Raw genomic sequence first — 25,487 nt, 5'->3', positions numbered from 1 at the left:
GATTAGGCCTTGAGCCCGGCAAGGAGCATATCCTTGGCTTGGTTGAGCTTTGTTGCGAGATAAGATGATCCGCCGCGGTCAGGGTGAACCTTTTGCATCAAAGACCGGTGAGCCTGCTTGATATCCTCAACACTGGCGCCCGATGAGAGCCCCAGAACGTCAAGAGCTTCCTCCCGGGTCATCCCCGCCCCATCGCTCCTGCTGGTGCTCTTGTCACCTGCACCTGGATTTTTTCCAGCATCCCCCGAACCACCCTCGCCGGGGCTATGCCCGTGAACACGCTCAATGAAGCTATCCAGCAATCGAAGTGACTCTGCATTGGCAATCAGTTCTGTCCTGAGCGATAGGAGATCATCGAGGGACAATTGCTCAAGTTGGGCACCAGCCAGTACACCCTGCTTAACACGCCCCCCCATCTGGCCTGTGTCGTGATCCAGCCACATGGAAAGCCACGCAGTCTCTATGTCAGACTTTTGGCCGGCGCTTGGCCCCCCAGCAAACCGGTCAGCACCTGGAATGTTCCGCGCAAAGGTTGCCAGACGGCTCAGATTGCCTTGGAACAGCGCAAATGCCGCCACTGCTGCAGGGATAGCAAGACCCATCCGACCGGTGAGCAACAAGAACAACGCCGCAATGCTCAGCAATCCCCCACCCGTGTAACGCACAATGCGGGCAAGAGAGGCCGGCGGCATGGAGCCTGCCGCATAGACCAGCAAGATCGCCGCACCGAGCAGGCAGACAAAAAGAGCAAAAAATCCCACTAGTAATCCTCAATCGTGTTGAACATCAGCGCACCTGATGCGTCAGTTGCTGAACCGCGCGCGACGCCTGAGCCGAGTGACCAGCAAGTGCTTTGCGGCCCCCCGCCGCATAAACAGCAACCGCCTGCAGCAACTCCCTTAGCTGGTTGACTGCATTCGCATCGAACCGGGCAAAGGCACCACCGGTCAGCCTAGCCACTTCCCGGAAAGTCATCTCTGCTTGCCGCTCATGACCCTCCTGAAACATAAAGGCACGGGTTCCAAGCAAACCCAACTCCCCTGCAACAGCACAGACATCATCTGCCGCCTCTTCAACGCAATCCCCGACATATACAAGGGCTTGAACCGGTGTGGTCCGCGCTTCAGCAATTGCATGACGCAGGACACGGCATATCTGCGTGTGGCCACCACGGACCCGAACGCCGCTCATAGCCTTTCCCAGGGTCGCCGGATCACTGACCCATTGCGAGGCTTTGAACTCACCCAGACCTCGGAAAAAAGCGAGCTGCACGTCAAGTCCGCCAATGTCCGCTGTCACGTCAAACATCTTTGCCTGCAAGGACACAGCCGCATCCCATGTGGGCTGTCGGCTCATGGTGGCATCCATCACAAACAGCAACCGGCCGCGCCCATTGCCATGAGCAGGTAGAGGCGTTGCGGACACTTTCTGAAGGAAAGCATCCACACTGCCAGAAGCGAGCGTTTTACCCGCCGTATGGCCCACAGGGCTACGAGGCTTGGCCATACTAGTGCACAGGCTGTTGGAGCATTGTCATATGTTAAAGATGGGCCGCGCAGGCACCCTTGCCAACCCCCGCCCCATGAGACGGAAATAGCCGGGAAACCTTGGCAAAATGCTGAATTTGGCCTAGACGGCCCGCGCCGCCTGCGCGTCCTTGTCGTCATTGCTGCCGACTTCAACGCCGGGGAGCCGAAGAGCTGTAAGCAGATCCCGGACTTCCTGACGCGCGGCAACATGTGACATGGAAAGCTGAACGCCCGCCTTGTCGTCAATGATATCCAGCAGCGTCAATCCCATCGGGAACATTTCGCGGAAGATCACCCGCTCGCCAAAGCCTGGTGCGAGACGAAAACCGATGCGGCCGGCCAGGTTCGTCACAACCTGCTGGACGCGGCGTTTGTTCTTGGCGTCCAGGTGAGACAGGCGATTTCGCATCACCACCCAGTCAATGGACTTGCCTTCGACCATGGCTTTGCGCTTGCGCGCTTCCCAGACCATCTCACTGTAGATGGACGGGCCCTTCACCTCATTGGTATCAGGGTCAACTTTGCCCAACAGATCGAAATCGACAAATGAGTCATTCATCGGCGTGATGAGTGTATCGGCAGCCCGATGCCCGACGCGCGACAGAAAAACGTCCGACCCCGGACAATCAACAACGACGAAGTCGCATGTGGCACGCAGCTCGAACAGCGCCTGCTCGAATTCAGCCTCTTCTTCGCGCTGGGCCGCTTCACGGCTATCAAGCGTGGAAGGGTCGATGACTTCATGGCGCGGAAAACTCAGACGCAGCCCCGTGCGATCACACAGCTGGCGGCGGTTCTCGAGATAACGTGAGATGGAGCGCTGGCGACTGTCCAGATCAATGCAGCCGACCTTGAACCCAGCTTTCATCAATCCGGCAATAAGATGCATGGCGCTCGTGGATTTGCCCGAGCCGCCCTTCTCGTTGCCAAGAACGATGACATGGCCCATGCGCGCTTCAGCGCTGGACCGCTTCCCTTTCGTGCGCGAACGCACGCTTATGACTTTCCCCGAATGCACGCTACTCACCCCCAACAATGCGCAGATATTGGTCGGGCGAGGGTCCACAAGTCAACACGCAAGCCGTCTGAAATCCCGCAATGGCACACATTCTACACACCCAAAAACTGCATGGCTTGGAAAACAGCCATTTTCCTGCTTTGTACGATCCAAAACCTGCGAAAGCCGTGCCAGATTCCACATCGGTATGGTGAACATGCAGGCACCAAAAAGCCCAGAATTCAGGCACTCCGTACCCGGAATATCGAGATCATGATCGAGACAGTCAGAACCTTAAGCGAGCTTCGTGATTCCATTTCAGCCCACCGGCAGGCTGGTCGTCGTATTGGACTGGTCCCGACCATGGGCGCGTTACATGAGGGACATCTCGCACTGGTCGATATTGCCTCAAACCACTCTGAGGTTGTTGCCGTCAGCCTGTTTGTTAACCCTACCCAATTTGCCCCAGGCGAAGATCTGGACCGCTACCCTCGCGATGAAGACGGTGACAAGGCAAAACTGGAAAGCCGGGGCACATCCCTCCTATGGGCACCGGACCCTCAGGAAATGTACCCAGATGGATTTGCCACGTCGGTGCATGTCGACGGGCCTTCGCAAGGACTTGAAACTGATCATCGTCCCCACTTCTTCGGGGGCGTCGCCACAGTTGTCGCAAAACTGCTCTTGCAGGTCCTGCCGGATGTCGCAGTCTTCGGCGAGAAGGATTATCAGCAGTTGCAGGTGATCCGCCGCCTCGTGCGTGATCTTGATATCCCGGTGGAGGTGATTGGAGGCCCAACCATTCGAGAAACAGACGGCTTGGCCATGTCGTCACGTAACGCCTATCTGAGTAAGGAGCACCGGGCTGTCGCACCCAGCATGAAGCGCATCATTGATGACGCTGGAAAGCAGGTCCTGGCCGGCGGCGACCCGCAGGCTACCGAGGATGCGGCGGGTGCAGCTCTGCTCGCCGCAGGTTTTGAGAAAATCGACTATGTCGCCATCCGCAACGCCGACAGTCTGGCAAAGGTGTCTCAGGCCGAAGTCAAAGAGGGCAGCCCTCTTCGTGTTCTCGCGGCGGCCCATTTGGGCACAACGCGCCTGATCGACAACGTCAATCCGCGTGCCAACAACTAGGCTTCGCCGTCAATTTCCCGATGACAGCGCCCCTAAGCCTGCAGGCTCAAACCGTTCAAAGGTCAAGGACTGGTCCGGGTAGGACAGCGCAAACAGCTCGTACCACCGAAGTGATCCATTCACGGCCTCATGGCGTGCATACACAAGGATGTCCATTTCGCCGTCGCCGTTGAAATCACCCCGAGCCACTTCACCATAGGTCGAGGCGGACCCGGCATAGGCCAGTTCCAGTTGTTCCGGTGAACTGCCCCTGGTCAGCACATCACCAGTCGCCACCATGCTACCCACACTGAACTGCGCAGCTTTCAGTGTGGCCAGCGTATCTTCCGTGTCGGGTGCAAGCGCTGGCAACACATCTACCGGAAGAAGTGACAGGGTCTGAAACCCTACCTGCTCGTCATCAATCCGCGACGTGGTGGCCTCGCCAGACGCCGCCAGAGCCATGACAGAGCCACAGGCGACACGCATGAATCCTTCAAAGTTCATATCCATCTGGGTAGCCGCATACCACCCCGCACCGACGGCATCTGCGTAGGCGCGGCAGGTCCGCACATGGCGCTTGGCGCTATCGTCAGATGCTGTCAGCTCAACGCCTTCGGACTTACCGGTACTGGGTGAGCGGGTCCCGATGGGCAGCGGCGCATCCATTAGCCGCGCCAATGTCGCGGCGTCAGGGCAACCACTTGCGGTCTCGGTTTCAAAAACCAAAGGCATGCTCAGGCACGCACCGGCCGCGTGGGCTGGCCCGTTGGGCAAAAGCGCTGCAACTGCAAGTCCAACCCCGGCTGCAAGGGGTGCGCAAAATCGCAAAGTCATAGCAATCCGAGCTCCATGAGTTCCGCCTGCATCTCAGCAGGCATATCGTCTGCCCCCGCGTTCGACATATCAAGGTCCGCTGGTGCGTCCTTGGCTTCAAGATACCGCCACCCCTGAAAAGGCCGCCGAGGCGCAGGGCGTGTCTGGATCAACGGTGGATCAAGGACCAGCCGGCAACGTTTGATGCCTTCTGAATCCTTGTACTGCTCGATATCCAGCAGTTTCTGCCGCACCCGTATGGTGCCGGACATAACCCAATAAAGAGAGCCGCCATCAAGAAGCTCCTCACCGCGTTTAGGTGTCATCCGGGTCGTATGGAAAAGCTTGTCGACTTTTCCGTATCCGGTCTTGCCCGCCAGCACCCTGCCCTGCCAGTCAGCCAGATCTTCAATGGAGGACGCGCCAACGCAGAGCTTTATGAGGTTAAGTGCCATCTGCGCAGTCTATTCGTCTGACGCGTCAAACACCACGAGGGCCGCACCGCCTTCAACCTGGTCACCGGCTACCGCCAGAACCTCCGCCACGGTCACGTCAGCCGGTGCATTAAGGGTGTGCTCCATCTTCATGGCTTCCAGCGCAATCAAGGGCGCACCGCGCTGAACACTATCTCCTGCCTTGACCCAGACCTGTGTGATCTTGCCGGTCATGGGTGCTTCAACACCTCCCAGTGCAGCGGCATCCGCAGCATCAACATCCAGCGGATCGGGAACATCAAATGTCCACGTCGCGCCGTCTTTCATGACGGAGACTGTGTCATCTTCAATATGAACACCCGCTGACATGCGGGCACCATTCACGACGGCTTCAATCACGCCTTCAGCCACACGGTAGGTACTAACGCGGCCTTCGGCGCCTTCAAGCGAGACCGCGATGTCGTCTGCGCCATAAGTCACCTCTGCAGCAAGGGGGGTGTCGCGGTCCAGCAAAGTGATCGTTTCGCCAGCAGTACCAACCAAACGCCAACCGCCCACATCATTCCATGGAGAGTAAGGGTCAGCATCACTGCCTCGGGCAGCCTGCAAAGTTCTGTTCTGCGCCAGCGCGAGGGCTGCAAAAGCTGCAATGTCAGCCGGCGCCGCCTGTTTGCCCGGCAGCAACTCGGTCGTGTGCGCCTCAATAAAGCCCGTATCCATCTCGCCGGACGCAAAAACCGGATGACTGACAACGTCCTTCAGAAACGCAGCATTGGTGGTCACACCCACAACTTCGACGTCACACAGCGCCTTTATCAACAGCTGACGCGCCGCATCGCGCGTATCGCCCCAGGCAATCACCTTTGCGATCATAGGGTCGTAGTAGATGCTTATTTCGTCACCAAGCTGAACCCCGGCGTCAATCCGTACCCCGTCGCCCTCTTCCGGCATCCAGAACTCTTTGAGCTTGCCGGTCGATGGGAAGAACTGCTTGTTCGGGTCTTCCGCGTAGAGCCTAACTTCAACCGCGTGTCCGTCGAGCAGGATCTCATCCTGCTTCAGCGGCAATTCCTCGTTGGACACAACGCGCAACTGCCACTCAACAAGGTCCTGACCGGTGATCATCTCTGTCACCGGGTGCTCAACCTGCAGACGCGTGTTCATTTCCATGAAGTAGAAGCGATCTGCACGCAGCCCTTCTGACGCGTCTGCGATGAACTCAACGGTCCCCGCTCCGCGATAGCCGATCGCGCGCGCCGCTTCGCAGGCAGCCTTGCCCATCGCATCGCGCATGTCCTGAGGCATGCCCGGCGCCGGTGCTTCTTCCACCACCTTTTGGTGACGTCTTTGAACTGAACAGTCCCGCTCGAAGAGATGCACCACGTTGCCATGGGCATCCGCGAAGACCTGAACCTCGATGTGACGTGGACGGGAAACGAACTTTTCAATCAATACGTGATCGTCACCAAAGGCGGCTTTTGCTTCGCGCTGAGCAGACGCCAACGCCTTGTCAAAATCGCCAGCAGCATCGACACGACGCATGCCCTTGCCGCCACCACCAGCAACAGCCTTGATGAGAACAGGATAACCAATTTTCTCAGCTTCAGCGGCCAGAAACACGGGGTCTTGGTTGTCCCCATGGTAACCGGGAACCACCGGCACATTGGCATCCTGCATCAGGACTTTCGCACGGTCCTTGAGGCCCATGGCGCGGATCGCGTCAGCAGGCGGACCAACAAAAAGCACGCCGGCGTCAGCACAGGCTTCTGCAAACTCTGCGTTCTCCGAGAGAAAGCCGTATCCCGGGTGTATGGCATCAGCCCCGCTCTTGCGCGCGGCATCCAGTATCCTGTCCTGCCGCAGATAGCTTTCAGCCGCCGCCGCAGGCCCAAGCAGATAGGCCTCGTCGGCCATTTCCACATGCAAAGCGTTTGCGTCAGTTTCTGAATAAACAGCGATGGTCCGCAATCCCATGGACCGGGCGGTTTCAATCACGCGGCAGGCAATCTCACCGCGATTGGCAATCAGAACAGATGTGATCATTGCGCCCGCCGTTTTGGCTTTGTTGTTTTGGATGAAGTGTTGCTCATAACCCCGCCCTACATCCGGAAGACGCCGAAACGATCCGGCGCAAGAGGGTTGCGGATTGGCGCATTCAGCGAGGCCGAGATGGCAAGTCCAAGCACCATGCGCGTGTCCTGCGGCGCGATGATGCCGTCGTCCCAAAGGCGCGCTGTGGCGAAATAGGGATGCCCCTCTTCGTCATAGGCCTCACGAATGGGCGCCTTGAAGGCATCTTCTTCGTCGGCACTCCACTCTTCGCCGCGCGCTTCCATACCATCACGTTTGACGGTTGCAAGCACGCTTGCTGCCTGCTCCCCGCCCATGACGGAAATACGCGCATTGGGCCAGGCAAACATGAAACGCGGCGAGTAAGCACGCCCACACATGCCGTAATTCCCTGCCCCATAGGAGCCGCCGATAATAACCGTGAACTTTGGCACCTGCGCCGTGGCAACCGCCGTCACCATCTTGGCGCCGTCCTTGGCAATGCCGCCCGCCTCATACTGGCTGCCAACCATGAAGCCGGAGATGTTCTGCAGGAAGATCAAAGGAATGCCGCGCTGGGAGCACAGCTCAATGAAGTGAGCCGCTTTCTGCGCGCTTTCCGAAAACAGGATGCCGTTATTGGCGACGATACCGACGGGATATCCCATCAACCGGGCAAAGCCGGTAACCAGTGTCGTGCCATAGAGTTTCTTGAACTCGTCAAACTCCGAGCCATCCACCAGCCGCGCGATGACTTCGCGCACGTCATACTGGGTCGTCAGTGTTTCCGGCACGACGCCCGCAAGCTCTGCCGGATCATAGAGCGGCGCACGAGGCACCCGCGTTTCAACCTCGCATGGCTTGCGCGTGTTCAGATTGCTCACAATCTGCCGGGCGATCGCCAATGCATGGGCGTCATCTTCCGCATAGTGATCCGTCACGCCGGACTTGCGTGAGTGCACATCCGCACCACCCAGATCTTCAGCACTCACAACTTCACCGGTGGCCGCCTTTACAAGCGGCGGACCACCCAGAAAAATCGTGCCCTGATTGCGCACGATGATGGTCTCGTCAGACATGGCCGGCACATAAGCCCCACCGGCTGTGCACGACCCCATCACGACCGCGATCTGCGCAATACCTTCGGCCGACATGGCCGCCTGATTGAAGAAGATGCGACCGAAGTGTTCGCGATCCGGAAAGATGTCCGCCTGATTGGGAAGATTGGCGCCGCCGGAATCCACCAGATAGATGCAGGGCAGTCTGTTTTCCCGCGCCACTTCCTGCGCGCGAAGATGCTTCTTCACGGTGACCGGATAGTAGGTGCCGCCTTTGATGGTCGCGTCATTGCAAACAATCATGCATTCGCGGCCAGAGACACGCCCAATGCCGGTGATGATCGCAGCTGCATGAATGTCATCGTCATACATGCCGTTGGCCGCAAGCGGAGACAGTTCAAGAAATGGCGTGCCTGGATCAAGCAAGCGGGCAACACGGTCCCGCGGCAATAGTTTGCCTCGCGAAACATGCCGGTCGCGCGATCGCTCATTGCCGCCCAAAGAGGCCTGCGCTGTCTTGGTTTCGAGGTCTGCAATCAGCGCCTGCATGGCCGCTGCGTTTTCCTTGAAACTGCTACTCTTGGTCTGGATGGACGATTTTAGCTTCGGCATGGTCCCTGAAACACTTCCTGCGCCGGCGTCTGTTGAGGATGCGCCCGCTTCAAAATGCACCTGAATCTGACAGGTGTGTATGGCAAGGGAGCATAGCCCCAAACCGCACGCAAGTGATGTGTCACATAGGAGCAATGCGCAGGAAACCGCCGGTTTTGCGTAATTCCATGGGGGTGCCAAACTCCCTTAGGCACACAGGGGGATCAACCCGAAAGCGTGACATCCTTTGAAGTGCCAAGCCTCGGGCTCACGCAGCCATTCGATGCCCAATCATGGGCAAATAAGGCAACCCCCGAAAGACATTGCAAAAATCACGAAAAACGAGCATGGTCCCCGTGCCTATTCGACTTCTCTGGCCTCCTCCGACGACGTCACAATGCAAAGACGCAATCAGGACTTTCGGCAAGGGGTTGCGAATGCCCGTCCAGGCATGTTGCCAAGGACGGTACAAGATCGTGTGACGATCGGAATTGAAGGACTATCAAGATGCAGGGAACCGTTAAGTGGTTCGACATGAAAAAGGGCTACGGTTTCGTACAGCCCGATGATGGCGGCAAAGACGCCTTCGTGCACATCACAGCTGTTCAGGCTGCCGGACTGGCAAGCCTTGACGAAGGCCAGGTCGTGGAGTTTGAACTCCAGGAAGGCCGCAACGGCAAGATGTCTGCCGAAAACCTGAAAGTTGTTGGCTAATTAGCCTCCACTCCAGGATTTGACGAATTCGCGGCCCGGACGCTTCCAGCGTCCGGGCCGTATTCGTATCTGCTGCACAGCGGCGGCATGAACCACAACCACGCGACAGGTTCACATGGCCCTGCCCCTCTTTCCCAAAAGCAATGCCTACGCCAGTGGCTTCCTCCCGCCAGAGGATGGCCATGAAATCTACTACGAAGAATGTGGCAATCCCTCAGGCATTCCGCTCATGTACCTGCACGGTGGGCCGGGCAGCGGATTCTCCACCGACATCACCCAGCTCATTGATCCAACCCGCTATCGCATCATCCTTGCCGATCAGCGAGGCGCTGGACGGTCACGCCCCCACGGGAACCTCGCGGCCAACACCACCCCGCACCTGATCCAAGACATTGAGCGGCTCCGCATCCATCTGAACATCGAACGCTGGGTGCTCTTTGGCGGCTCATGGGGCGCCACTCTGGCGGTAGCAGCAGCCATGGCTCACCCCGATCGCGTGACGCATATGATCCTCTATGGATTGTTTCTGGCACGCCAAAGCGAACTCGAAGCGCTCTACTATCCAAACGGCATTGCCGCAGCCCTGTTCCCCGATGTCTTTGCGGACTTCCTGAAGCCACTCACACCGCCGCAACACCAAAACCCCATCGCAGCCTACGCAGACCTGTTTGCGGACGCCGACAATGCAAAACGCCTTGATGCCCTGCACAGGTGGACAGCTCTGGAAAAAGCCGTGTCGCGGTTGGTGGTCGACACAACACGCATGTCTGCCGAACTTGCAGATCCGGACTTCGTGCTGGCGCACTCCCTGATCGAAAACCACTACTTTCGCCATCACGGCTTTATCGACGGCGACAGCATTCTGAAGCAGGCCGCAGAGACACTTGCTGAAATCCAAATCGATCTGGTGACATCGCGTTACGACATCGTGTGCCCACCCCAAACAGCATTTGATTTTGCGCGTGCCGTTCCACATACAAGTCTGACCGTGGTGCCGGATGCAGGCCATACGTGGCGCGACCCGTCCAACACGCAAGCCCTGCTGGCCGCCCTCAACCCACATATTCTGAAAGACATCCCATGAGTTCTTCCAATTCCATCAAGCCCCCGTCCAAGCCCGGTGCATGGAAAGTCCATTCAGAAGAAATCGTTTTTGAAACACCCTACATCCGCGCCCGTCAGCAACGTTGCGAAACCATGCGCGGTGCCATCGTCGACCCCTATCACGTCTTCGACCTGCCAAACTGGGCTGCAATGCTGGCCATCACAATGGACCATCAGGCTGTCCTGGTCCGAAACTACCGACATGGCTCACAGCGGGTGATGCTGGAACTGCCCGGCGGAATCATTGACGACGATGATCCGAATACGGAGCATGCGGTTGCCCGTGAGCTGCGCGAGGAGACGGGATATTCGGCCGAGCGTGTGTTCCCATTGCCGCCCATACACCCCTACCCCGGCCGCTTCCGCCAGATGGCCTATCCGTATCTTGGAATTGGCGCCGTCAAAGCCCATGAGCAGGCACTGGAAGACGATGAAGATCTGGAAGTCATCACAATGCCTCTGAAAGAGGCCTTTCGGGTGTTTGCCGATGGCAGCACAGACATCGCCATTGCTCACGCCGGAATCATGCTGTCGGCCCGACACAAGATCATGACCGAGCCGACACTCGAAGATTTTAGAAGTGCGCTCTAGCCAGCCCCGCCTTTGACAGGGCGCCACATGGGATAGATCGGCGGACACCCTTCCGGGAGGCCCGCCGGTACATCGCGTAGCTCAAAACCATAGCGCTGATAGATGGGTATGTTGTCTGCCTTGCTCGATTCCAGATAGGTCGGCATGCTGGCCCGATCCGCCTGGGCAAGCCCCGATCGCAGCAAAGCCCCGCCAAGTCCCTTACCCTGCCCCTCAGGGACAACGCCAATCGTAAAGAGGTAGAAGTGTGGCTCCTTCGGCGTGACCTTGTGCATGACGGAGCCAAAGGTACTGCTGCGTCCAAGGGCGGACGGAACACCGCAGACCATCATGTCAAACAAGGCAGCCAGACTTTGAAACCCGGCAAGCTGTCCATGTCCGCCTGGCGGCATCCACATGGTCGCGCCAAGCTGATTGTCCAGATACTCGGCAAACCCGTCCGGGACGTAAACATGCGTGGCCAGCCGGGTCATGATCCGGGTGATGAGTTCAGGCTTCTGGAGTATCCACAGGGATATTGGATCGTCAGCGAATGCTTCGCCAATGAGACGTCCAACAAGGCGGGCATCATCCGGCCCGGCACGATGAATCACATGATCAGTCATTATGGCTTGTAGATATCGACCACATCGCTGGTGGTGAAGAGGGAAAAGACACCTGCGCCGCCGGATCCCCCGACAATGACAAATGCCCCGCCAGAACCGGCAGATGCAGCACCCAGACGCGGCAGTGGCAGCGGTTCAGCCTTACGCCATCCGCCACCAGATGCGTCGAGCACATAGTGCTCTGAAAATGTCCTCATGGGATCATTTGACCGTCCACCGGCCAGGTGGATTTGGCCCGCGACCACACCTACAGCGGCATCTGCACGTGGCGACGGCAGTGCACTGCCCTGACGCCACCTGGCGGCCTCTACATCCAGCACATGAACCTGCGCGGTCACGCCATTACCGGTCCGTCCACCCAAAGCGTAAATTTTGCCTGCAGCGGCGACCACGCCCAAGTCCTTGCGGGGTGCTGGAAGGTCCGCACCCAATTCTGACCATGCAGCCTGAAAGGTGTCATATACAAAAACACGCGACGCATTTGGACCTTCGCCGCCGACCACATACAGCTTGCCGTCGAGCGATGCCATGCCATGACGGGCACGTCCTGCAGGCATGTCGGCCATCCTAACCCACACGGCGTTGGCCATGTCGTAGCGCCAAAGCTCGGATGAGGGCGTGTCGAAATCCTCACCTGCATACCCGCCGGCTACATAGACACCGCCATCAAGGGCGGTTGCCATGCCAAAACCCTGGCGGCCAATCGGCATGGTGGGCAGCGGACGCCAGATATCACCCAGGACGTCATATGCTGCAAAATCCGCGACAGGTTCCTTGAGGCCCGCGCCACCGGCCACATAAATCGTCTCACCCTGTGCTGCGGCCGCGCCAAAAGCCCGAGCTTCACCGATGGGCGCCCCTTCACTCCAGCTGCCCGCCGCAGCAGGCACTACCGTAAACATAGCGCCGAACAGGACGCCTCCCAGGAATGTGGAACGAAGCTTCGTCAAAGCAGCAACCATGTGGCCAATCCAAGAAATGCAAGAAATGAAACCGCGTCTGTCAGCGCGATCAGAAAAACACTGGATGAGATGGCAGGGTCAGCCCCTGCCCTGTCCAACGCTAGCGGAATGAGGATACCTGACAGACCGGCAAACCCCAGTGTGATGACCATGGAAACCGCGATAACACCGCTTAGTTCCCAGTCACCAAATATCACGCCCACACCCAGCCCCATAAGTACGGCAAAAATAAAGCCGTTGATGAAGGCAACAAGAACCTCACGTGAAATCACCCGGCCAACGTTAAAATCCACCAGGTCCCGGGTCGCCATGGCCCGCACGGTCACCGTCATGGTCTGTGTCCCTGCATTCCCGGCAAGAGCAGCGACCACAGGCATCAGGATGGCCAACGTCACCATCTTCTCGATGCTTACGCCGAACGCAGAAATCACGATTGCAGCTATGGCCGCAGTGAACAGGTTGGCAAACAACCACGGAAAACGACTGCGCGCTGTCTTGATGACGGTATCCGTCAGAGCTTCGTCACCAACACCTGCAAGACGGCGCAGGTCTTCACCTGCTTCTTCCTGAATGACCTCAACGACGTCATCAACGGTGACCATACCGACCAGCCGGTCGTCTTCATCCACAACGGCGGCGGAAACCAGATTGTATTTCTCAAACTGGTGAGCAACTTCTTCCTGATCCATGTCAGCAGGAATAAGCGTTTGCTCCACATCCATGATGTCCTGGATCGGCACCGGGCGCTTTGTTCGCATCAATCGCGACAGGGGAACCGTGCCAATGGCGTGGTACATTTCATCGACAACGAAAATTTCAAAGAAGGTTTCAGGCAGGTCATCCGCTTCGCGCAGATGGTCAATCACCTGACCGACATTCCAGTGCGGCGGCACCACGACAATGTCGCGCTGCATAAGACGGCCGGCACTGTCTTCTTCATATTCGAGTGACCGCTCAATCTGCGCGCGGTCTTCGTCGGGCATGCGTGAGAGCAAGGCCTTCTGCTCGGACTCGTCCATGTCCTCAAGCAGATAGACCGCATCATCCGTATCCAGATCAGCCAGTGCTTCGGCAACGCGCCCTGGACCGATATAGTCCAGAACTTCGTCACGCAGCCCCTCGTCCAGTTCAGACAACGCGGCTATGTCGAGGTCAGGCCCCAGAATCGCAACAAGCGTGCGACGCTCATCTGGTCGCAAAAGCTCCAGAAGCTCCGCAACGTCTGAGGGATGAAGACCATCAGCGGCAGCGCGCACAGATGGCGCATCGCCCGCATCAATCCGGTCGACCACATTGCGCACGAAGTCCGGCGACAGGCCGATCTCATCGTCTGCAATGGGGTCCGGGTCAGAAGCCCGGTTCAGATCTGGTGCGATATCGTTCAGCGCCTTCTCCACCTCAAGGTCAGGCTATCGGGGCCAACCCGAAAGCCGTCCAGCCTATGCTTTTGCTAACTGAACCGCTGGCAAGTAACCAGCCCAAATCGGCCATTGGGGACCAATGACACAAAGATGTGCAGCCGCAGGGCTGCTGTCCACCGGCAATGCCGGTGAGCAGGCATAAATGCATGAAAAAGAAGAAAAATGGTGCGGTCGAGAAGACTCGAACTTCCACGGGTTTTACCCCACAGCGACCTCAACGCTGCGCGTCTACCAATTCCGCCACGACCGCACGGTAGAACCTGCAAATGCCGCCAGAAGCGGCCAAACAAAGCAGGGACCGCCGTGTAGCAAACTGCCGGGCCCAACACAAGGCCCTGATCTGGACACAGATCAGAGGTTCGATCTAGCCCAGGCCGGGTTCCTAAATGCCGTCGCCGTCGACGAGGCCTGGCACATGGATTCCGCACTCATCCTTGTCGGTTCCAGCCCACCGGCCAGAGCGGTAATCATCGCCCTCTTTCACACGGTCCGTGCACGGCATGCAGCCGATTGAGAGGTATCCATCCTTCACCAGCGGATGCCGTGGCAGCTTGTGATCCTCGATGTAGGTCTTGAGGTCATCGAGGTTCCAGTTCGCCAGCGGATTGATCTTGAACCTTCCAGGCGTACCGTCCGCGTTCGCCTCCTGCTCAATTGTGGGCATGCCGGCGCGTGCGCCCGTCTGAAACTGTTTGCGTCCGGTGATCGACGCTTCGAAATTTTTCAGACCATGTGCCAGCGGTAGCACCTTGCGGAAATGGCAGCAGCCATCCGCATCTCGGGCCCACAGATCGCCGGCAGGGTCAGAGATAGCTTCCACGCGGGGATCCGGGCCAAGCGACCGAACATCCGTCAAACCGAGCTTGTCCTGCAGCCGGTCGCGATAGCGCAGCGTTTCGCCAAATAGCTTACCGGTATTCAGAAACAGCACCGGCACCGTCGGGTTTACTTCTGAGAGCAAGTGCAAGAGCACGACAGCTTCCGACCCGAAGGACGAAACCATGGCGATCTTGTCCGGGAACGCCTTGTGCACCATGGCATCCAGCAACTCAGCACCTTCCAGGTGACCAAAGTCACGGCGCAGCTGTTCCAATCGTGCAGACGTAACGGTTTCAGAATCCATTGCCTGACGTTGCACAGGCGTTGCCTGTTCTGTCGTGGTGGCCTGCAATGCGGTCATGACAGCCAGCCTTTCTCATCAATAAGAGCATTGGTGCGCTTGCCCAGTTCAGGCAGAGGCACCCCCTCTTCGCGCCAGCGCGTTCGGGCGCTCGCAATTTCATTTATGTGGTCAGCCCACTCTTCACCGAATGCCTGACCCAGATGTGCCTTCAGACGACGTGCAAGTCCCGGAGATGCGCCACCGGTGGAGATCGCCAGAAGCAGGTCTCCCCGCCGCACCATGGCCGGGACATGAAAATCGCACAGCGGCCGAACATCCTCGGTATTGACCAGCACCTTCCGGGAGCGCGCAGCTGCCGCCAGCCGTGTTTCATCTGCTTCCGCGAGGTCGGCTATGAACAAGACGTCCAAAGCGTCCAGATCACTGTCGTCCGGCAGATGGTTCACCAACCGGGCGCCAGCCGCTTCCACCATCTCTGCGTCAGCATTGGGCGCATACACGCTGAAATCGCCTGCACCAGCTTCCGTCAACAGCCGGATACGCTGACGGGCGGCAGCACCGCTCCCAGCGACAGCTACCTTCAGCAGGTCCAAATCTAGCGAAACGGGAAACATGCAAAGGCTACCCAACAAAACACTTGGCGGAATGGCTGATTTCCGCCCAATCCAATCAGGAGGAAGCGGCCTATTGACCAAGAGTTAAGGGGTAACCGCACTTTGTTCAAGTAAAAGGCGTGAAATACAACAAACCACACTAATCATGCGTTATTTGTGTGATGCAGGCATACTCTGGATCAGAAAGTGTGCTGCTGCAGGACTTCTGTGATGGAAACGCCCACATGGTCGCCTTGAACGACGATTTCGCCGCGTGCGATGGGCTGATTGTTGGCCAGGAGCCAGACTTCCTCAGTTTCTCCCGCATCCAGCTCAATCACAGCCCCACGGCCCATTTTCAGGAGCTGATGGATAGGCATGGTCGCCTTGCCGAGAACAACGGAAATCTCAACATCAACTTTTTCAATGGCGCTCATAGGTCGGGTCCCGACTGCATGATCAAGCCCTTCATCGGGCGATCCGGTTCCCCAACCTCGCAAAACAGGGTTACCCATACGTAAACGCGAATAATGATATAGAGACCCTCATGAGCGTTTCCGAAGACATATCCGCCCGCGCACCCGTAGCCCGGCTCTATACAGACGCTGCGAACGTGGAGTGGCGTATTTCACCAGACCAGGTGCCCTACCCTGTGGCACTGGCGGAAATGGAAGCACGTGCCGCCGCCATTGCCGCCGGTGAGGCGCCTGAACTTGTCTGGCTGCTGGAACACCCGCCCCTCTACACTGCCGGCACCAGTACCGATCCCAAGGACCTTCTGACACCCGACCGGTTCCCGGTTTATGAGACCGGGCGTGGCGGCCAATACACCTACCACGGGCCAGGTCAGCGCGTCGGCTATGCCATGCTCAACCTCAAGACGCGCGGACAGGACGTCCGGGCATTTGTGGCAGGTCTGGAGGACTGGATCATCGGCACCCTCGCCCACTTTCACATCAGCGGCGAAGTGCGCACCGACCGGGTCGGTGTGTGGGTCAAACGCCCGGATCGTGGTCTCGAAACAGAAGACAAGATTGCCGCCATCGGCGTGCGGGTCCGCCGCTGGGTCACCTTCCATGGCATCAGCATCAACGTGGACCCGGACCTCGAGCATTTTTCAGGCATCGTACCGTGCGGCATCCAGCAACATGGCGTTACGAGCTTTGAGGATATGGGCCTCACAGCCTCCATGCCTGACCTCGACATGGCGCTGCGAACCGAGTTCGAACGTGTGTTTGGCCCGACGATCGACGAAGCGACTTAGGAGAGTCTGCCTAAAAGGCGCAAAACTTCTGCGGCGGCATCAAACTCTACTTTGTGAAACGCAGCACGTTCTGCCGCTTCTTCGTCTTCGCCCCATTTTTTGATCTGGAAAGTTTCGTCGACGCGCGACGCCGCATATGCGTCTTTGGCATTGAGATGCCCTTTGAGCATCGCCAGACCAACGACTGCGCTGCCGGAGAGTGTCACCAGAGTATGCAAAGCAGTCAGGCTGATCGGATCGACTTCATTCAAAAGAAGCCCAACCTGACGCAGTGCGTCGTCATCCTGCTGCACATGAATAATGCCGCTGGTTGCTTTCAGGCGGGTCCCGGTAGCCCCGGCAAACCACTCCAGCAATGGATCCCACGCTTGCCCTTGCAAGGCGACAAGCTCCTCGGGGTCATCCGCGCGATAGCAGACGAGATCTGTACCGGCATAACCGACAATCTCGTCGATCGCAGGTCCATTATCCAGCGACACACGATCAATGGCGGTCGTCACAATGCGTGTCCGGGGCATGGTTGAGGGATCAATATGAGACGCCTGCGCCTCCCACTCAGCAGCGACAGCCTCGCCCAGCTCTGCGTTGGGCACACGAACCGCCGTACGGCCTGGCGTCTTGAGTTCTCTGTCATCGAGAATAATGGCAAACCCATCATCTCGTTTTGCGCTGGCAGCCACCTTGTAAAACCGCTTGGACAGCCGTGCGTCGCGCTCTCCCTCAGGATCATATGTCGCGACGAAGGTAGGTTTATCCGTATCACTCATAGTCAGCTTTTGCCTTCATGCATCATATGGCGCACCTGAGCCAAAGCACCATCAAGTGCGCTGAAGTCATCAATAACAACGTGAGCGCCTGTCTGCTTCAACACCTCCACGGTGTGATAGCCCCAGCTGACGCCAACGGCGCCAGCCCCCGCCGCACGCGCCATCTCCATGTCGTAGCTGGTATCGCCAATCATGATCGTCTCGTGCGGATCAGCGCCCACATCGCCCATCGCAAGGTTGAGCATGTGTGGGTGCGGCTTCCCCGGCCCGTCATCAGCTGTTCGCACACTGATGAAATGATCTCGCAACCCGTGTTCTTTGAGAACATTCTCCGCGCCACGTCTCGACTTGCCCGTTGCCACGCCAAGAAGCGCATCCGTTGCGGCCAGACGTGTCACAGCATCATGGGCACCATCATAGAGATATTCGCCGATGTCTCCGCTTGCGCGCATACCGGAGAAAACATCTTTGTAGGTTTCTGCCAGCGTTCCATGAACATGCGCTTCATGATCCGGCATCAAGCGCGCAATGGCAGGCTCAAGTGAGATACCAACGACAGACAGGATGTCATGATTTGACGGTGGCGTATGGCCGTGTGCCTCAAAGGCCTGAACCATGGCACTGGTAATCGCGTGCTGGCTGTCCACCAATGTGCCGTCGCAATCAAAGACAATGAAACTCAGGCTCACCCTTCCAACTCCGCAAAAGGGTCTTCATCATCCGTCTGACTAAGGCCGAGCAAAGACCAGGTGCTTTGCATGTGTTCGGGCAGGGGTGCACTCACCGTCAGCATGTGTCCCTTGGGATGGCGTAGTGTCAGTTCGCGGGCATGCAGATGCATCCGCCTTGGAATCTCCCCACCGGGATGCGCCTCGGCCCCACCATATTTGCCGTCGCCCACAATAGGTGTGCCAAGGGCAACGGCGTGGGCACGGATTTGATGGGTACGCCCTGTGACCGGCTTGAAAGCCACCCATGCCAGTTTCTGCCCTGCCTGAGAGACAACCGCGTAATGGGTGATCGCCTCTTTGGAATCCATGTCTTCTTCATTGGCAGCATGTACGCGTTCGCGGCCTTCCGAGCCTGCCTTGGCAAGCGCAAGATTGATCGTCCCCTGATGAGGACGCGGCACGCCTTTGGTGAGGGCCCAGTAAATTTTGCGGGTGTCATGACGCTTTAATGCCCGGCCAATCTTGGCAGCTGCATCGCGTGAGCGTGCCAGCATGAGAACGCCAGATGTGTCCTTGTCCAGACGGTGCACAAGCCGCGGACGTTCAGGTGCATCAAATGTCAGAGAGTCCAGCATCGCATCAATGTGCTTGTCTGTGCGGGACCCTCCCTGGACCGCGAGGCCTGCAGGCTTGTTGATCACGATTACATCGTCATCGCGGTGCAGGACCAGGTCGCGCAGAAAGGCTCCGTCCTGAGGTGCGGAGCTCTGGCGTTTTGGCCGGGACTGGGCAGCCCATGAATCTTCCGGCAATGGAGGAACACGGACCGTCTGTCCCTGCTCCACCCGTGTTGATGCCTTGACCCGACCGCCATCAACACGCACCTGACCGGTACGCAAAAGCTTTTCAAGACGTCCATGGCCAAGCCCCGGAAACCGTCCCTTGAACCAGCGGTCCACACGCAACCCGTCTTCGCCGGGTTCAACATCGATGATTTGAACACCGCTCATGACATGACACTCCGAACGAGCCAAAGGCCCGCAAACAAGGCTGCGATGGCAAGCACCGCCGAGCCAACAATATAGATGAAGGCCAGTCCCCACTCGCCGCGCTCCATCATCAAAGCGCTTTCAAGCGAAAAGGCAGAGAACGTCGTAAACCCGCCAAGCAGGCCAACGGTCAAGAACGCACGCAGCTCCGGGCTGTACGAAAACTTCAATGCACCGGTCTCTACAACCACACCCATCAAAAAGCCACCAATGACATTTGCCATCAGTGTGCCCATTGGAAAGCCCGGGCCAAACACAGCAAGGGCCCCTGCCCCAACGACATATCGTCCAACGGCGCCAAGCCCGCCGCCCAGTGCAATGGCAACAATCATGTTCATGACCGGCCACTCCTGATCTTTGCGAAATAGGCCAAACGTTTGTTCAACTCGCGTTCAAAACCTCGGTCCGGCGGCTGATAAAAACTGGGCCGCTCGCCGATCTCATCTGGGAAATAGTCCTGACCTGAGACACCGCCTTCAGCATCATGATCGTACTCATAGCCCTCGCCATACCCCTGCTCCTTCATGAGCTTGGTCGGCGCATTGAGAATATGTTTGGGCGGCATCAAAGAGCCAGTCTCCTTGGCAAGGCGTGTGGCGGATTTATAGGCTACATAGGCGGCATTGGATTTGGGGGCAGTGGCGAGATACACCACAAGCTGGCCCAGCGCCAGTTCGCCTTCGGGGCTCCCCAGAAAGTCATAGACCTCTTTCGCCGCATTTGCCTGAACAACCGCCTGCGGATCAGCCAGACCAATATCCTCAATCGCCATGCGCACCAGCCGCCGGGCGAGAAAAAGCGGATCCTCTCCAGCCGTCAACATCCGCGCAAGCCAATAAAGAGCGGCGTCAGGGTCTGATCCGCGTACGGATTTATGCAGCGCACTGATGAGATTGTAGTGACCGTCCTGCCCCTTGTCATAGACTGGCGCCCGGCGTTGGACCGCCTCCGCCAGGGCGGCACTGTCCAACGGCTCCGCCCCTGCTGGAAGCGTCAGCAATTCCTCAGCCAGATTGAGCAGGAACCGGCCATCGCCATCAGCCATCGCCTTGAGGGCATCACGTGCGTCGCTTGTGAGCGGCAATGCTGTGCCTTCAAGAGCCTCAGCGCGCACCAGAAGTGTCTCCAGCGCCTGCTCTTCAAGACGCTTGAGCACGAGCACCTGCGCACGTGACAAAACAGCGGCATTCAGCTCAAACGACGGGTTTTCTGTGGTGGCCCCCACCAGGATGATTGTCCCGTCTTCCATATAGGGCAGAAAGCCATCCTGCTGCGCCCGGTTGAAGCGGTGGATCTCATCCACAAACAAAAGGGTACCCTTGCCCATGCCGCGCCGGGTCTTGGCGGCATCAAAGACTTTTCTCAGATCAGCGACGCCTGAGAAGATCGCCGATATCTGGACAAACTCCATTTCCGGCACCGCGGATGACAGCAACCGGGCAATGGTCGTTTTCCCAGTGCCCGGAGGTCCCCACAAAATCACCGAATTAAGGCGGCCCGTTGCCAGCATCCGCCCCAGAGGGGCGTCCTCCGCCACCAGATGATCCTGACCGGTAACTTCCGATAGAGCAGCAGGCCGCAAGCGATCCGCCAAGGGGCGTGGCGCGTCACTCTCAAGACCAGCCTGTTGGAAGAGATCGGACATGGCTGCACCATATCCGATTTGGCCGCCATTGGGTCAGTTGTATAGGAGTAGTTAAAGGCGAACGTTGGTGTTGAACACCTGCTCGCCACGACGGACTGATACCTGCCAATTGCGACCGCCGCCCGTCAAAGCACTCTCCAGGGCGTCTACATCAGCCACACGCGTGTCATTGACACCGAGAATGATATCGCCGGGCTGAACCCCCAGACGATTGGCGGCACTGCGACGCACCACTTCAGTCACAACCACACCGGACAACATGGGATCCAGCCGGATTTCCTCAGCCAGAGCCGGTGAAAGGTTGGCCACTGTCGCGCCCGAAAATGGGTGTGCTCCTTCAAGCTTGGTGGTGTCACGCACAGGCCGCTCTGGCGGCGCTGTGAGCGTCAACGAGCCTTTGCGGGCAATACCGTTGCGCAGGTAATCAATCGACACGCTGGTGCCAACCTCACGCGTTGCAAGACGATATCTAAGTGCGTTTTCATCCACCACGTCATGGACATCCAGATTGCGGATGACATCACCGGTTTCCAGGCCGGCGCGGTCGGCAGGCCCACCCCGATAGACATCTCCGATCAGCGCTCCACCGGGACGATCAAGCCCAAGCGACTGGGCAAGCTCAGACGTCACAGTCTGAACGGACGCGCCCAGCCAGGGACGCACGACCCGTCCGTCATTGCCGTCCTGAGCAGACGCCACCACGAGCCGGACCATATTTGCCGGAATGGCAAAGCCGATACCGATCGACCCACCAGAGCGCGAAAAGATGGCGGTGTTCACGCCCACAAGCTGACCATCCATGGTCACCAGGGCGCCGCCCGAGTTGCCCGGGTTGATAGCCGCATCCGTCTGAATGAAGAATTGGTAGTCCGTTACACCGACCTGCGTGCGTGCAAGGGCGGACACGATACCGCTGGTCACCGTCTGCCCCACACCAAACGGGTTACCAATGGCCAGGACAAGATCACCCACCTCCAGACCATCGGAGTCACCAAACTGCAAAGTGGGCAGCACCTCACCCTTCGTATCGATCTTCAAAATCGCAAGGTCGGTGCGCTCATCAGCCAGCAGCACTTCCGCCTCAAACTCGCGACGATCTGAGAGGGCAACAGTGAATGTGTCACCATTTGCGATCACATGATTGTTCGTTACGATGATGCCATTGGCAGCAACAATGACCCCCGACCCCAGCGAGCTCTGCACCCGCTCCCGCGGCATGCCGAACGAGAAACGGTCTCCAAAGAAGCGTTGGAAGAATGGATCATTTGCAAACGGTGACCGCGCCTGTTCACGCACCACGCGCTTGGTGAAGACATTCACCACGGCAGGTGCAACCTGCTTGACCAATGGAGCAAAGCTCAGATCAATCTGGGCTTTGGACGTTGGAACCGTTTGAGCCTGCGCGTTCTGTGTCGCAGCAACTATTGCCATGAGGCTGAGCCCGACAGCACAAACATATCCGGTAACTTTGCGCATTATCATGCGTCTCACTCCAAAAATCTCCCAGAGGCTCTACCAGCGGCACCCTGACCTAAAGATAGGGCGCGCATCGATTTTGCAAAAGCACATCTGCTCACATCAAGCATTGTTGTCCGAGATGATGAACGACGCCGATGAACTGAACCTGACCCGACACAAACAAAAAAGGCGGCTCTTACTGAGCCGCCTTCTTGGTCGTTCGTACCAGCTGATGCTTACGCTGCGTCCTGCTCGTCCGATGTCAGGTCCGGACCAGAGTCCTGGCCCTTGGCAGATGGATCGCGGTCCACAAGCTCGATGACTGCAACTGGCGCATTGTCACCATAGCGGAAGCCAGCCCGCATGATGCGGGTGTACCCACCCTTGCGGTCTGCGTAACGCGGACCAAGCACATCAAAGAGCTTCTGAGCCCACTTCTGCTCAGGCAGCTTGGAGTAGGCCTGACGGCGCGCATGCAGGTCGCCGCGCTTGCCAAGCGTAATCAGCTTCTCCACATACGGGCGAAGCTCCTTTGCTTTTGGCAGCGTGGTCACAATCTGCTCATGCTTGATGAGCGCGATTGCCATGTTGGCCAGCATCGCCTTGCGGTGAGGCGTGGTCCGGTTAAGTTTGCGGTGGGCTTTGCCGTGACGCATCTTCTTCTCTCCTTAAGCGCAGTTACCCCGTTGGGCAGGCGCCTAGTACTGATCCTCGTAACGCTTAGCCAGGTCTTCGATGTTCTCCGGTGGCCAGTTCGGTACTTCCATACCGAGGTGGAGACCCATCTGGGCAAGCACTTCTTTGATTTCATTCAGCGACTTACGACCGAAGTTCGGCGTACGGAGCATTTCCGCTTCTGTCTTCTGAATAAGGTCGCCAATGTAGACGATGTTGTCGTTCTTCAGGCAGTTGGCTGAACGGACAGAGAGCTCAAGCTCATCCACCTTCTTCAGCAGTGCCGGATTGAACTCAAGCTCGGGACGCTCTTCAACAGGCTGTTCCGGGCGAGGCTCTTCAAAGTTCACGAAGGTCTGCAGCTGGTCCTGAAGGATACGGGCAGCATACGCAACCGCATCATCCGGCGTCAGTGAACCATCGGTTTCGACTGTGAGCGTGAGCTTGTCATAGTCAAGAATCTGGCCCTCACGGGTGTTCTCAACCTTGTAGGACACCTTGCGGCATGGGCTGAACAGGCTGTCCACAGGGATCAGACCGATCGGCGCATCTTCGGGACGGTTGCGATCTGCCGCAACGTAGCCCTTGCCAAGGTCAACAGTGAATTCCATACGGATTTCAGAGTCTTCATCGAGCGTGCAGAGCACGAGATCCGGGTTGAGGATGTCGATATCCGCACCCGTTTCAATCATGCCGGCCGTCACAGCGCCCGCCTTGTCAGCCTTGAGCGTCATCCGACGCGGGCCTTCAGAGTGCAAACGGATCGCCATCTGCTTGATGTTGAGAACGATGTCGGTGACATCCTCACGCACACCCGCAACAGATGAGAACTCGTGCAGCACGCCATCAATCTGAACAGACGTCACTGCAGCACCCTGCAGCGATGACAGCAGAACACGACGCAATGCGTTGCCGAGCGTCAGGCCAAAGCCGCGCTCAAGCGGTTCTGCAACGACCGTTGCGATCCGCTGGGCATCACGGCCCGGCTGAATGTCCAGCTTGTTGGGCTTAATCAGTTCTTGCCAGTTCTTCTGGATCAATTTGTTAGCCTCGTTCATCTAGCGGCCCCGCTTGGCATAAAGCCAGGATGGTGAAATCACCAAGGGGGAAGGCCGCGAATTTAAGTCCGTAGTAGGACGTACCGTCCGCCGAAGAGCTGCGTTAGACGCGGCGCTTCTTCTTCGGGCGCACACCGTTGTGCGGGATGGACGTAACGTCACGAATGGTCGTGATGGTGAAGCCTGCAGCCTGCAGCGCGCGAAGGGCTGATTCACGTCCAGAACCCGGACCGGAAACCATGACTTCAAGCGTGCGCATGCCGTGCTCGGCAGCCTTCTTGCCAGCGTCTTCTGCTGCAACCTGTGCGGCAAACGGCGTGGACTTACGTGACCCCTTGAACCCCATGGTACCCGCAGAAGACCAGGAAATCGCATTTCCCTGAGCATCCGTTATGGTGATCATGGTGTTGTTGAAGGTCGAGTTCACGTGCGCCACACCTGAAGAGATGTTCTTGCGTTCACGGCGGCGTACGCGGGTTGCTTCTTTTGCCATCTTGTTAGTTCGTCCTTGTCAGCCAGCCGCGGATCCCTGAATGCCCCGCCCCGGGGCCCAAGTCGCGCTGGCAAAAGCTGTATTACTTCTTCTTACCGGCGATCGCCTTGGCCGGACCCTTGCGGGTACGGGCGTTGGTGTGCGTGCGCTGGCCACGAACCGGCAGGCCACGACGGTGACGCAGACCGCGATAGCACCCAAGATCCATCAAACGCTTGATGTTCATGGATGTTTCACGGCGAAGGTCGCCTTCCACCAGATAGTTCTGGTCGATCGCTTCACGGATCTGAATGACTTCGGCATCCGACAGCTCGTTGACACGCCGCTCATGCGAGATGTTCACGCTGTCCAGGATTTCGGCGGCCTTCGTGTCGCCGATGCCATGAATGTAAGTAAGCGCGATCAATGCGCGCTTGTTCGTCGGGATATTGACGCCTGCGATACGAGCCACTGCTTCGTTTCTCCAAAAGTGCCGCTAATTCCTCGCCCGAAAATCGGGGTTCAGATACACAAAAAAACCGCTCGCGTGCCCGGCCCTCAGATTAGGAGCGGGAACGGCGCGGAAATCCGCGATTCTGACCTTTGCGGAGGCGCGGATTATAGGTTTCGTTCAGTCTCAGTCAACCATTCAAACCCAGGTAAAAGGTCGCCCTGGGAAAATGTTCAGCGAATCAGCCTAAACCACTGCAAAATAAGCCAAATTA

At 57.9% G+C, this 25,487-nt stretch carries 28 protein-coding genes and 1 tRNA gene; 5 read left to right on the top strand and 24 right to left on the bottom strand.

What is annotated here, in order from left to right; genetic code table 11:
* Positions 1-2: 2 nt before the first annotated feature.
* From ABXH05_RS10775 to ABXH05_RS10765, 3 genes are all read right to left on the bottom strand, one after another.
* Positions 3-761, bottom strand: a complete 759-nt coding sequence (locus ABXH05_RS10775; RefSeq protein ID WP_353561024.1) for a DnaJ domain-containing protein — start codon at positions 759-761, stop codon at positions 3-5.
* A gap of 25 nt (positions 762-786) precedes the next feature.
* Positions 787-1,506, bottom strand: coding sequence for a VWA domain-containing protein (locus ABXH05_RS10770; RefSeq protein ID WP_353561023.1), 720 nt, complete (start codon positions 1,504-1,506; stop codon positions 787-789).
* A 123-nt stretch (positions 1,507-1,629) separates the two neighbouring features.
* The gene (locus ABXH05_RS10765) at positions 1,630-2,523 is read right to left on the bottom strand and encodes a division plane positioning ATPase MipZ (RefSeq protein ID WP_353561022.1); all 894 of its coding nucleotides are present in this window, start codon (positions 2,521-2,523) and stop codon (positions 1,630-1,632) included.
* 276 nt (positions 2,524-2,799) lie between these two features.
* On the opposite strand from ABXH05_RS10765, the gene panC reads away from it, so the two are divergent.
* Positions 2,800-3,663, top strand: coding sequence for a pantoate--beta-alanine ligase (gene panC / locus ABXH05_RS10760; protein WP_353561021.1), 864 nt, complete (start codon positions 2,800-2,802; stop codon positions 3,661-3,663).
* Between the two features lie 9 nt (positions 3,664-3,672).
* On the opposite strand, the gene ABXH05_RS10755 is transcribed toward panC, so the two are convergent.
* Genes ABXH05_RS10755 through ABXH05_RS10740 form a run of 4 tightly spaced genes read right to left on the bottom strand, consistent with a single transcriptional unit; the run spans position 3,673 to position 8,611 of the window.
* A complete protein-coding gene (locus ABXH05_RS10755) occupies positions 3,673-4,479 on the bottom strand; it encodes a hypothetical protein (protein ID WP_353561020.1) in 807 nt (268 codons plus the stop codon).
* Entirely contained in the window at positions 4,476-4,913 is a 438-nt protein-coding gene (locus tag ABXH05_RS10750) for a DUF1489 family protein (protein WP_348141009.1), read from the bottom strand. Before ABXH05_RS10750 ends, ABXH05_RS10755 begins: the two co-directional genes overlap by 4 nt.
* Positions 4,914-4,922: 9 nt before the next feature.
* The gene (locus ABXH05_RS10745) at positions 4,923-6,935 is read right to left on the bottom strand and encodes an acetyl-CoA carboxylase biotin carboxylase subunit (RefSeq protein ID WP_353561019.1); all 2,013 of its coding nucleotides are present in this window, start codon (positions 6,933-6,935) and stop codon (positions 4,923-4,925) included.
* Positions 6,936-6,991: 56 nt separating this feature from the next.
* Entirely contained in the window at positions 6,992-8,611 is a 1,620-nt protein-coding gene (locus tag ABXH05_RS10740; RefSeq protein WP_353561018.1) for a carboxyl transferase domain-containing protein, read from the bottom strand.
* A 486-nt stretch (positions 8,612-9,097) separates the two neighbouring features.
* On the opposite strand from ABXH05_RS10740, the gene ABXH05_RS10735 reads away from it, so the two are divergent.
* From ABXH05_RS10735 to ABXH05_RS10725, 3 genes are all read left to right on the top strand, one after another.
* Positions 9,098-9,304 (top strand): cold-shock protein, encoded by a 207-nt coding sequence (locus ABXH05_RS10735; RefSeq protein WP_043949251.1) that lies wholly within the window; start codon positions 9,098-9,100, stop codon positions 9,302-9,304.
* A 115-nt stretch (positions 9,305-9,419) separates the two neighbouring features.
* Complete coding sequence (gene pip, locus ABXH05_RS10730) at positions 9,420-10,388, top strand: prolyl aminopeptidase (protein WP_353561017.1); 969 nt, start codon at positions 9,420-9,422, stop codon at positions 10,386-10,388.
* Positions 10,385-10,999: an NUDIX hydrolase gene (locus tag ABXH05_RS10725; protein ID WP_353561016.1), complete on the top strand. Its 615-nt coding sequence runs from the start codon at positions 10,385-10,387 to the stop codon at positions 10,997-10,999. The genes pip and ABXH05_RS10725 overlap by 4 nt, the downstream gene beginning before the upstream one ends.
* Here ABXH05_RS10725 and ABXH05_RS10720 read toward each other — a convergent pair.
* The 7 genes from ABXH05_RS10720 to ABXH05_RS10690 form a co-directional block, all read right to left on the bottom strand.
* Positions 10,996-11,604: a GNAT family N-acetyltransferase gene (locus ABXH05_RS10720; protein WP_353561015.1), complete on the bottom strand. Its 609-nt coding sequence runs from the start codon at positions 11,602-11,604 to the stop codon at positions 10,996-10,998. The two genes, ABXH05_RS10725 and ABXH05_RS10720, sit on opposite strands and share 4 nt — an antisense overlap.
* Positions 11,604-12,566, bottom strand: a complete 963-nt coding sequence (locus ABXH05_RS10715; RefSeq protein WP_353561014.1) for a Kelch repeat-containing protein — start codon at positions 12,564-12,566, stop codon at positions 11,604-11,606. Before ABXH05_RS10715 ends, ABXH05_RS10720 begins: the two co-directional genes overlap by 1 nt.
* Positions 12,551-13,963, bottom strand: coding sequence for a magnesium transporter (gene mgtE, locus ABXH05_RS10710; RefSeq protein WP_348141022.1), 1,413 nt, complete (start codon positions 13,961-13,963; stop codon positions 12,551-12,553). Before mgtE ends, ABXH05_RS10715 begins: the two co-directional genes overlap by 16 nt.
* Before the next feature lie 187 nt (positions 13,964-14,150).
* Positions 14,151-14,237 (bottom strand) — tRNA-Leu (locus tag ABXH05_RS10705).
* A gap of 132 nt (positions 14,238-14,369) precedes the next feature.
* Positions 14,370-15,167, bottom strand: a complete 798-nt coding sequence (locus ABXH05_RS10700) for a phosphoadenylyl-sulfate reductase (RefSeq protein WP_348141024.1) — start codon at positions 15,165-15,167, stop codon at positions 14,370-14,372.
* Positions 15,164-15,724 (bottom strand): precorrin-2 dehydrogenase/sirohydrochlorin ferrochelatase family protein, encoded by a 561-nt coding sequence (locus ABXH05_RS10695; RefSeq protein WP_353561013.1) that lies wholly within the window; start codon positions 15,722-15,724, stop codon positions 15,164-15,166. The genes ABXH05_RS10700 and ABXH05_RS10695 overlap by 4 nt, the downstream gene beginning before the upstream one ends.
* A 179-nt stretch (positions 15,725-15,903) precedes the next feature.
* Entirely contained in the window at positions 15,904-16,140 is a 237-nt protein-coding gene (locus ABXH05_RS10690) for a FliM/FliN family flagellar motor switch protein (protein ID WP_043949256.1), read from the bottom strand.
* 110 nt (positions 16,141-16,250) lie between these two features.
* Here ABXH05_RS10690 and lipB point away from each other — a divergent pair, with 110 nt between their 5' ends.
* Positions 16,251-16,967, top strand: coding sequence for a lipoyl(octanoyl) transferase LipB (gene lipB / locus ABXH05_RS10685; protein WP_353561012.1), 717 nt, complete (start codon positions 16,251-16,253; stop codon positions 16,965-16,967).
* Here lipB and ABXH05_RS10680 read toward each other — a convergent pair.
* The 10 genes from ABXH05_RS10680 to rpsM all read right to left on the bottom strand — a co-directional run bounded on the left by ABXH05_RS10680 (position 16,964) and on the right by rpsM (position 25,234).
* Entirely contained in the window at positions 16,964-17,734 is a 771-nt protein-coding gene (locus ABXH05_RS10680) for an ATP12 family chaperone protein (RefSeq protein WP_353561011.1), read from the bottom strand. The genes lipB and ABXH05_RS10680 overlap by 4 nt on opposite strands.
* A 2-nt stretch (positions 17,735-17,736) precedes the next feature.
* Entirely contained in the window at positions 17,737-18,423 is a 687-nt protein-coding gene (locus ABXH05_RS10675) for an HAD-IA family hydrolase (RefSeq protein WP_353561010.1), read from the bottom strand.
* Positions 18,420-19,415 (bottom strand): RluA family pseudouridine synthase, encoded by a 996-nt coding sequence (locus ABXH05_RS10670; protein ID WP_353561009.1) that lies wholly within the window; start codon positions 19,413-19,415, stop codon positions 18,420-18,422. The genes ABXH05_RS10675 and ABXH05_RS10670 overlap by 4 nt, the downstream gene beginning before the upstream one ends.
* Positions 19,412-19,792 (bottom strand): fluoride efflux transporter CrcB, encoded by a 381-nt coding sequence (crcB, locus tag ABXH05_RS10665; protein ID WP_353561008.1) that lies wholly within the window; start codon positions 19,790-19,792, stop codon positions 19,412-19,414. Before crcB ends, ABXH05_RS10670 begins: the two co-directional genes overlap by 4 nt.
* Positions 19,789-21,099, bottom strand: coding sequence for a replication-associated recombination protein A (locus ABXH05_RS10660; RefSeq protein ID WP_353561007.1), 1,311 nt, complete (start codon positions 21,097-21,099; stop codon positions 19,789-19,791). The genes crcB and ABXH05_RS10660 overlap by 4 nt, the downstream gene beginning before the upstream one ends.
* A gap of 51 nt (positions 21,100-21,150) precedes the next feature.
* Entirely contained in the window at positions 21,151-22,581 is a 1,431-nt protein-coding gene (locus ABXH05_RS10655) for a DegQ family serine endoprotease (protein ID WP_353561006.1), read from the bottom strand.
* Between the two features lie 212 nt (positions 22,582-22,793).
* Positions 22,794-23,213 carry a 50S ribosomal protein L17 gene (gene rplQ, locus ABXH05_RS10650; protein ID WP_348141044.1) on the bottom strand — a complete coding sequence of 140 codons (420 nt, stop codon included), beginning with the start codon at positions 23,211-23,213 and terminating at the stop codon, positions 22,794-22,796.
* Positions 23,214-23,255: 42 nt separating this feature from the next.
* Entirely contained in the window at positions 23,256-24,290 is a 1,035-nt protein-coding gene (locus ABXH05_RS10645) for a DNA-directed RNA polymerase subunit alpha (RefSeq protein WP_043949264.1), read from the bottom strand.
* 103 nt (positions 24,291-24,393) lie between these two features.
* Complete coding sequence (gene rpsK / locus ABXH05_RS10640) at positions 24,394-24,783, bottom strand: 30S ribosomal protein S11 (RefSeq protein ID WP_348141048.1); 390 nt, start codon at positions 24,781-24,783, stop codon at positions 24,394-24,396.
* Between the two features lie 82 nt (positions 24,784-24,865).
* Complete coding sequence (rpsM, locus tag ABXH05_RS10635; protein WP_348141051.1) at positions 24,866-25,234, bottom strand: 30S ribosomal protein S13; 369 nt, start codon at positions 25,232-25,234, stop codon at positions 24,866-24,868.
* Between the last annotated feature and the right edge of the window lie 253 nt (positions 25,235-25,487).

It is taken from the genome of Pyruvatibacter sp. HU-CL02332 (assembly GCF_040362765.1).
Lineage (GTDB): Bacteria > Pseudomonadota > Alphaproteobacteria > CGMCC-115125 > CGMCC-115125 > Pyruvatibacter.
This window is presented reverse-complemented; position numbering and strand designations above follow the sequence as displayed.

Coding starts and splice junctions, on each gene's coding strand:
- lipB (WP_353561012.1), top strand. CDS start 16,251: ATGAGCGTTTCCGAAGACATATCCGCCCGCGCACCCGTAGCCCGGCTC.
- ABXH05_RS10755 (WP_353561020.1), bottom strand. CDS start 4,479: ATGACTTTGCGATTTTGCGCACCCCTTGCAGCCGGGGTTGGACTTGCA.
- ABXH05_RS10660 (WP_353561007.1), bottom strand. CDS start 21,099: ATGTCCGATCTCTTCCAACAGGCTGGTCTTGAGAGTGACGCGCCACGC.
- ABXH05_RS10740 (WP_353561018.1), bottom strand. CDS start 8,611: ATGCCGAAGCTAAAATCGTCCATCCAGACCAAGAGTAGCAGTTTCAAG.
- ABXH05_RS10690 (WP_043949256.1), bottom strand. CDS start 16,140: ATGAGCGCCATTGAAAAAGTTGATGTTGAGATTTCCGTTGTTCTCGGC.
- ABXH05_RS10695 (WP_353561013.1), bottom strand. CDS start 15,724: ATGTTTCCCGTTTCGCTAGATTTGGACCTGCTGAAGGTAGCTGTCGCT.
- ABXH05_RS10700 (WP_348141024.1), bottom strand. CDS start 15,167: ATGACCGCATTGCAGGCCACCACGACAGAACAGGCAACGCCTGTGCAA.
- ABXH05_RS10680 (WP_353561011.1), bottom strand. CDS start 17,734: ATGAGTGATACGGATAAACCTACCTTCGTCGCGACATATGATCCTGAG.
- ABXH05_RS10745 (WP_353561019.1), bottom strand. CDS start 6,935: ATGATCACATCTGTTCTGATTGCCAATCGCGGTGAGATTGCCTGCCGC.
- ABXH05_RS10750 (WP_348141009.1), bottom strand. CDS start 4,913: ATGGCACTTAACCTCATAAAGCTCTGCGTTGGCGCGTCCTCCATTGAA.
- ABXH05_RS10645 (WP_043949264.1), bottom strand. CDS start 24,290: ATGAACGAGGCTAACAAATTGATCCAGAAGAACTGGCAAGAACTGATT.
- ABXH05_RS10670 (WP_353561009.1), bottom strand. CDS start 19,415: ATGAGCGGTGTTCAAATCATCGATGTTGAACCCGGCGAAGACGGGTTG.
- rpsK (WP_348141048.1), bottom strand. CDS start 24,783: ATGGCAAAAGAAGCAACCCGCGTACGCCGCCGTGAACGCAAGAACATC.
- ABXH05_RS10655 (WP_353561006.1), bottom strand. CDS start 22,581: ATGATAATGCGCAAAGTTACCGGATATGTTTGTGCTGTCGGGCTCAGC.
- ABXH05_RS10720 (WP_353561015.1), bottom strand. CDS start 11,604: ATGACTGATCATGTGATTCATCGTGCCGGGCCGGATGATGCCCGCCTT.
- rplQ (WP_348141044.1), bottom strand. CDS start 23,213: ATGCGTCACGGCAAAGCCCACCGCAAACTTAACCGGACCACGCCTCAC.
- ABXH05_RS10715 (WP_353561014.1), bottom strand. CDS start 12,566: ATGGTTGCTGCTTTGACGAAGCTTCGTTCCACATTCCTGGGAGGCGTC.
- pip (WP_353561017.1), top strand. CDS start 9,420: ATGGCCCTGCCCCTCTTTCCCAAAAGCAATGCCTACGCCAGTGGCTTC.
- ABXH05_RS10735 (WP_043949251.1), top strand. CDS start 9,098: ATGCAGGGAACCGTTAAGTGGTTCGACATGAAAAAGGGCTACGGTTTC.
- ABXH05_RS10725 (WP_353561016.1), top strand. CDS start 10,385: ATGAGTTCTTCCAATTCCATCAAGCCCCCGTCCAAGCCCGGTGCATGG.
- panC (WP_353561021.1), top strand. CDS start 2,800: ATGATCGAGACAGTCAGAACCTTAAGCGAGCTTCGTGATTCCATTTCA.
- ABXH05_RS10770 (WP_353561023.1), bottom strand. CDS start 1,506: ATGGCCAAGCCTCGTAGCCCTGTGGGCCATACGGCGGGTAAAACGCTC.
- crcB (WP_353561008.1), bottom strand. CDS start 19,792: ATGAACATGATTGTTGCCATTGCACTGGGCGGCGGGCTTGGCGCCGTT.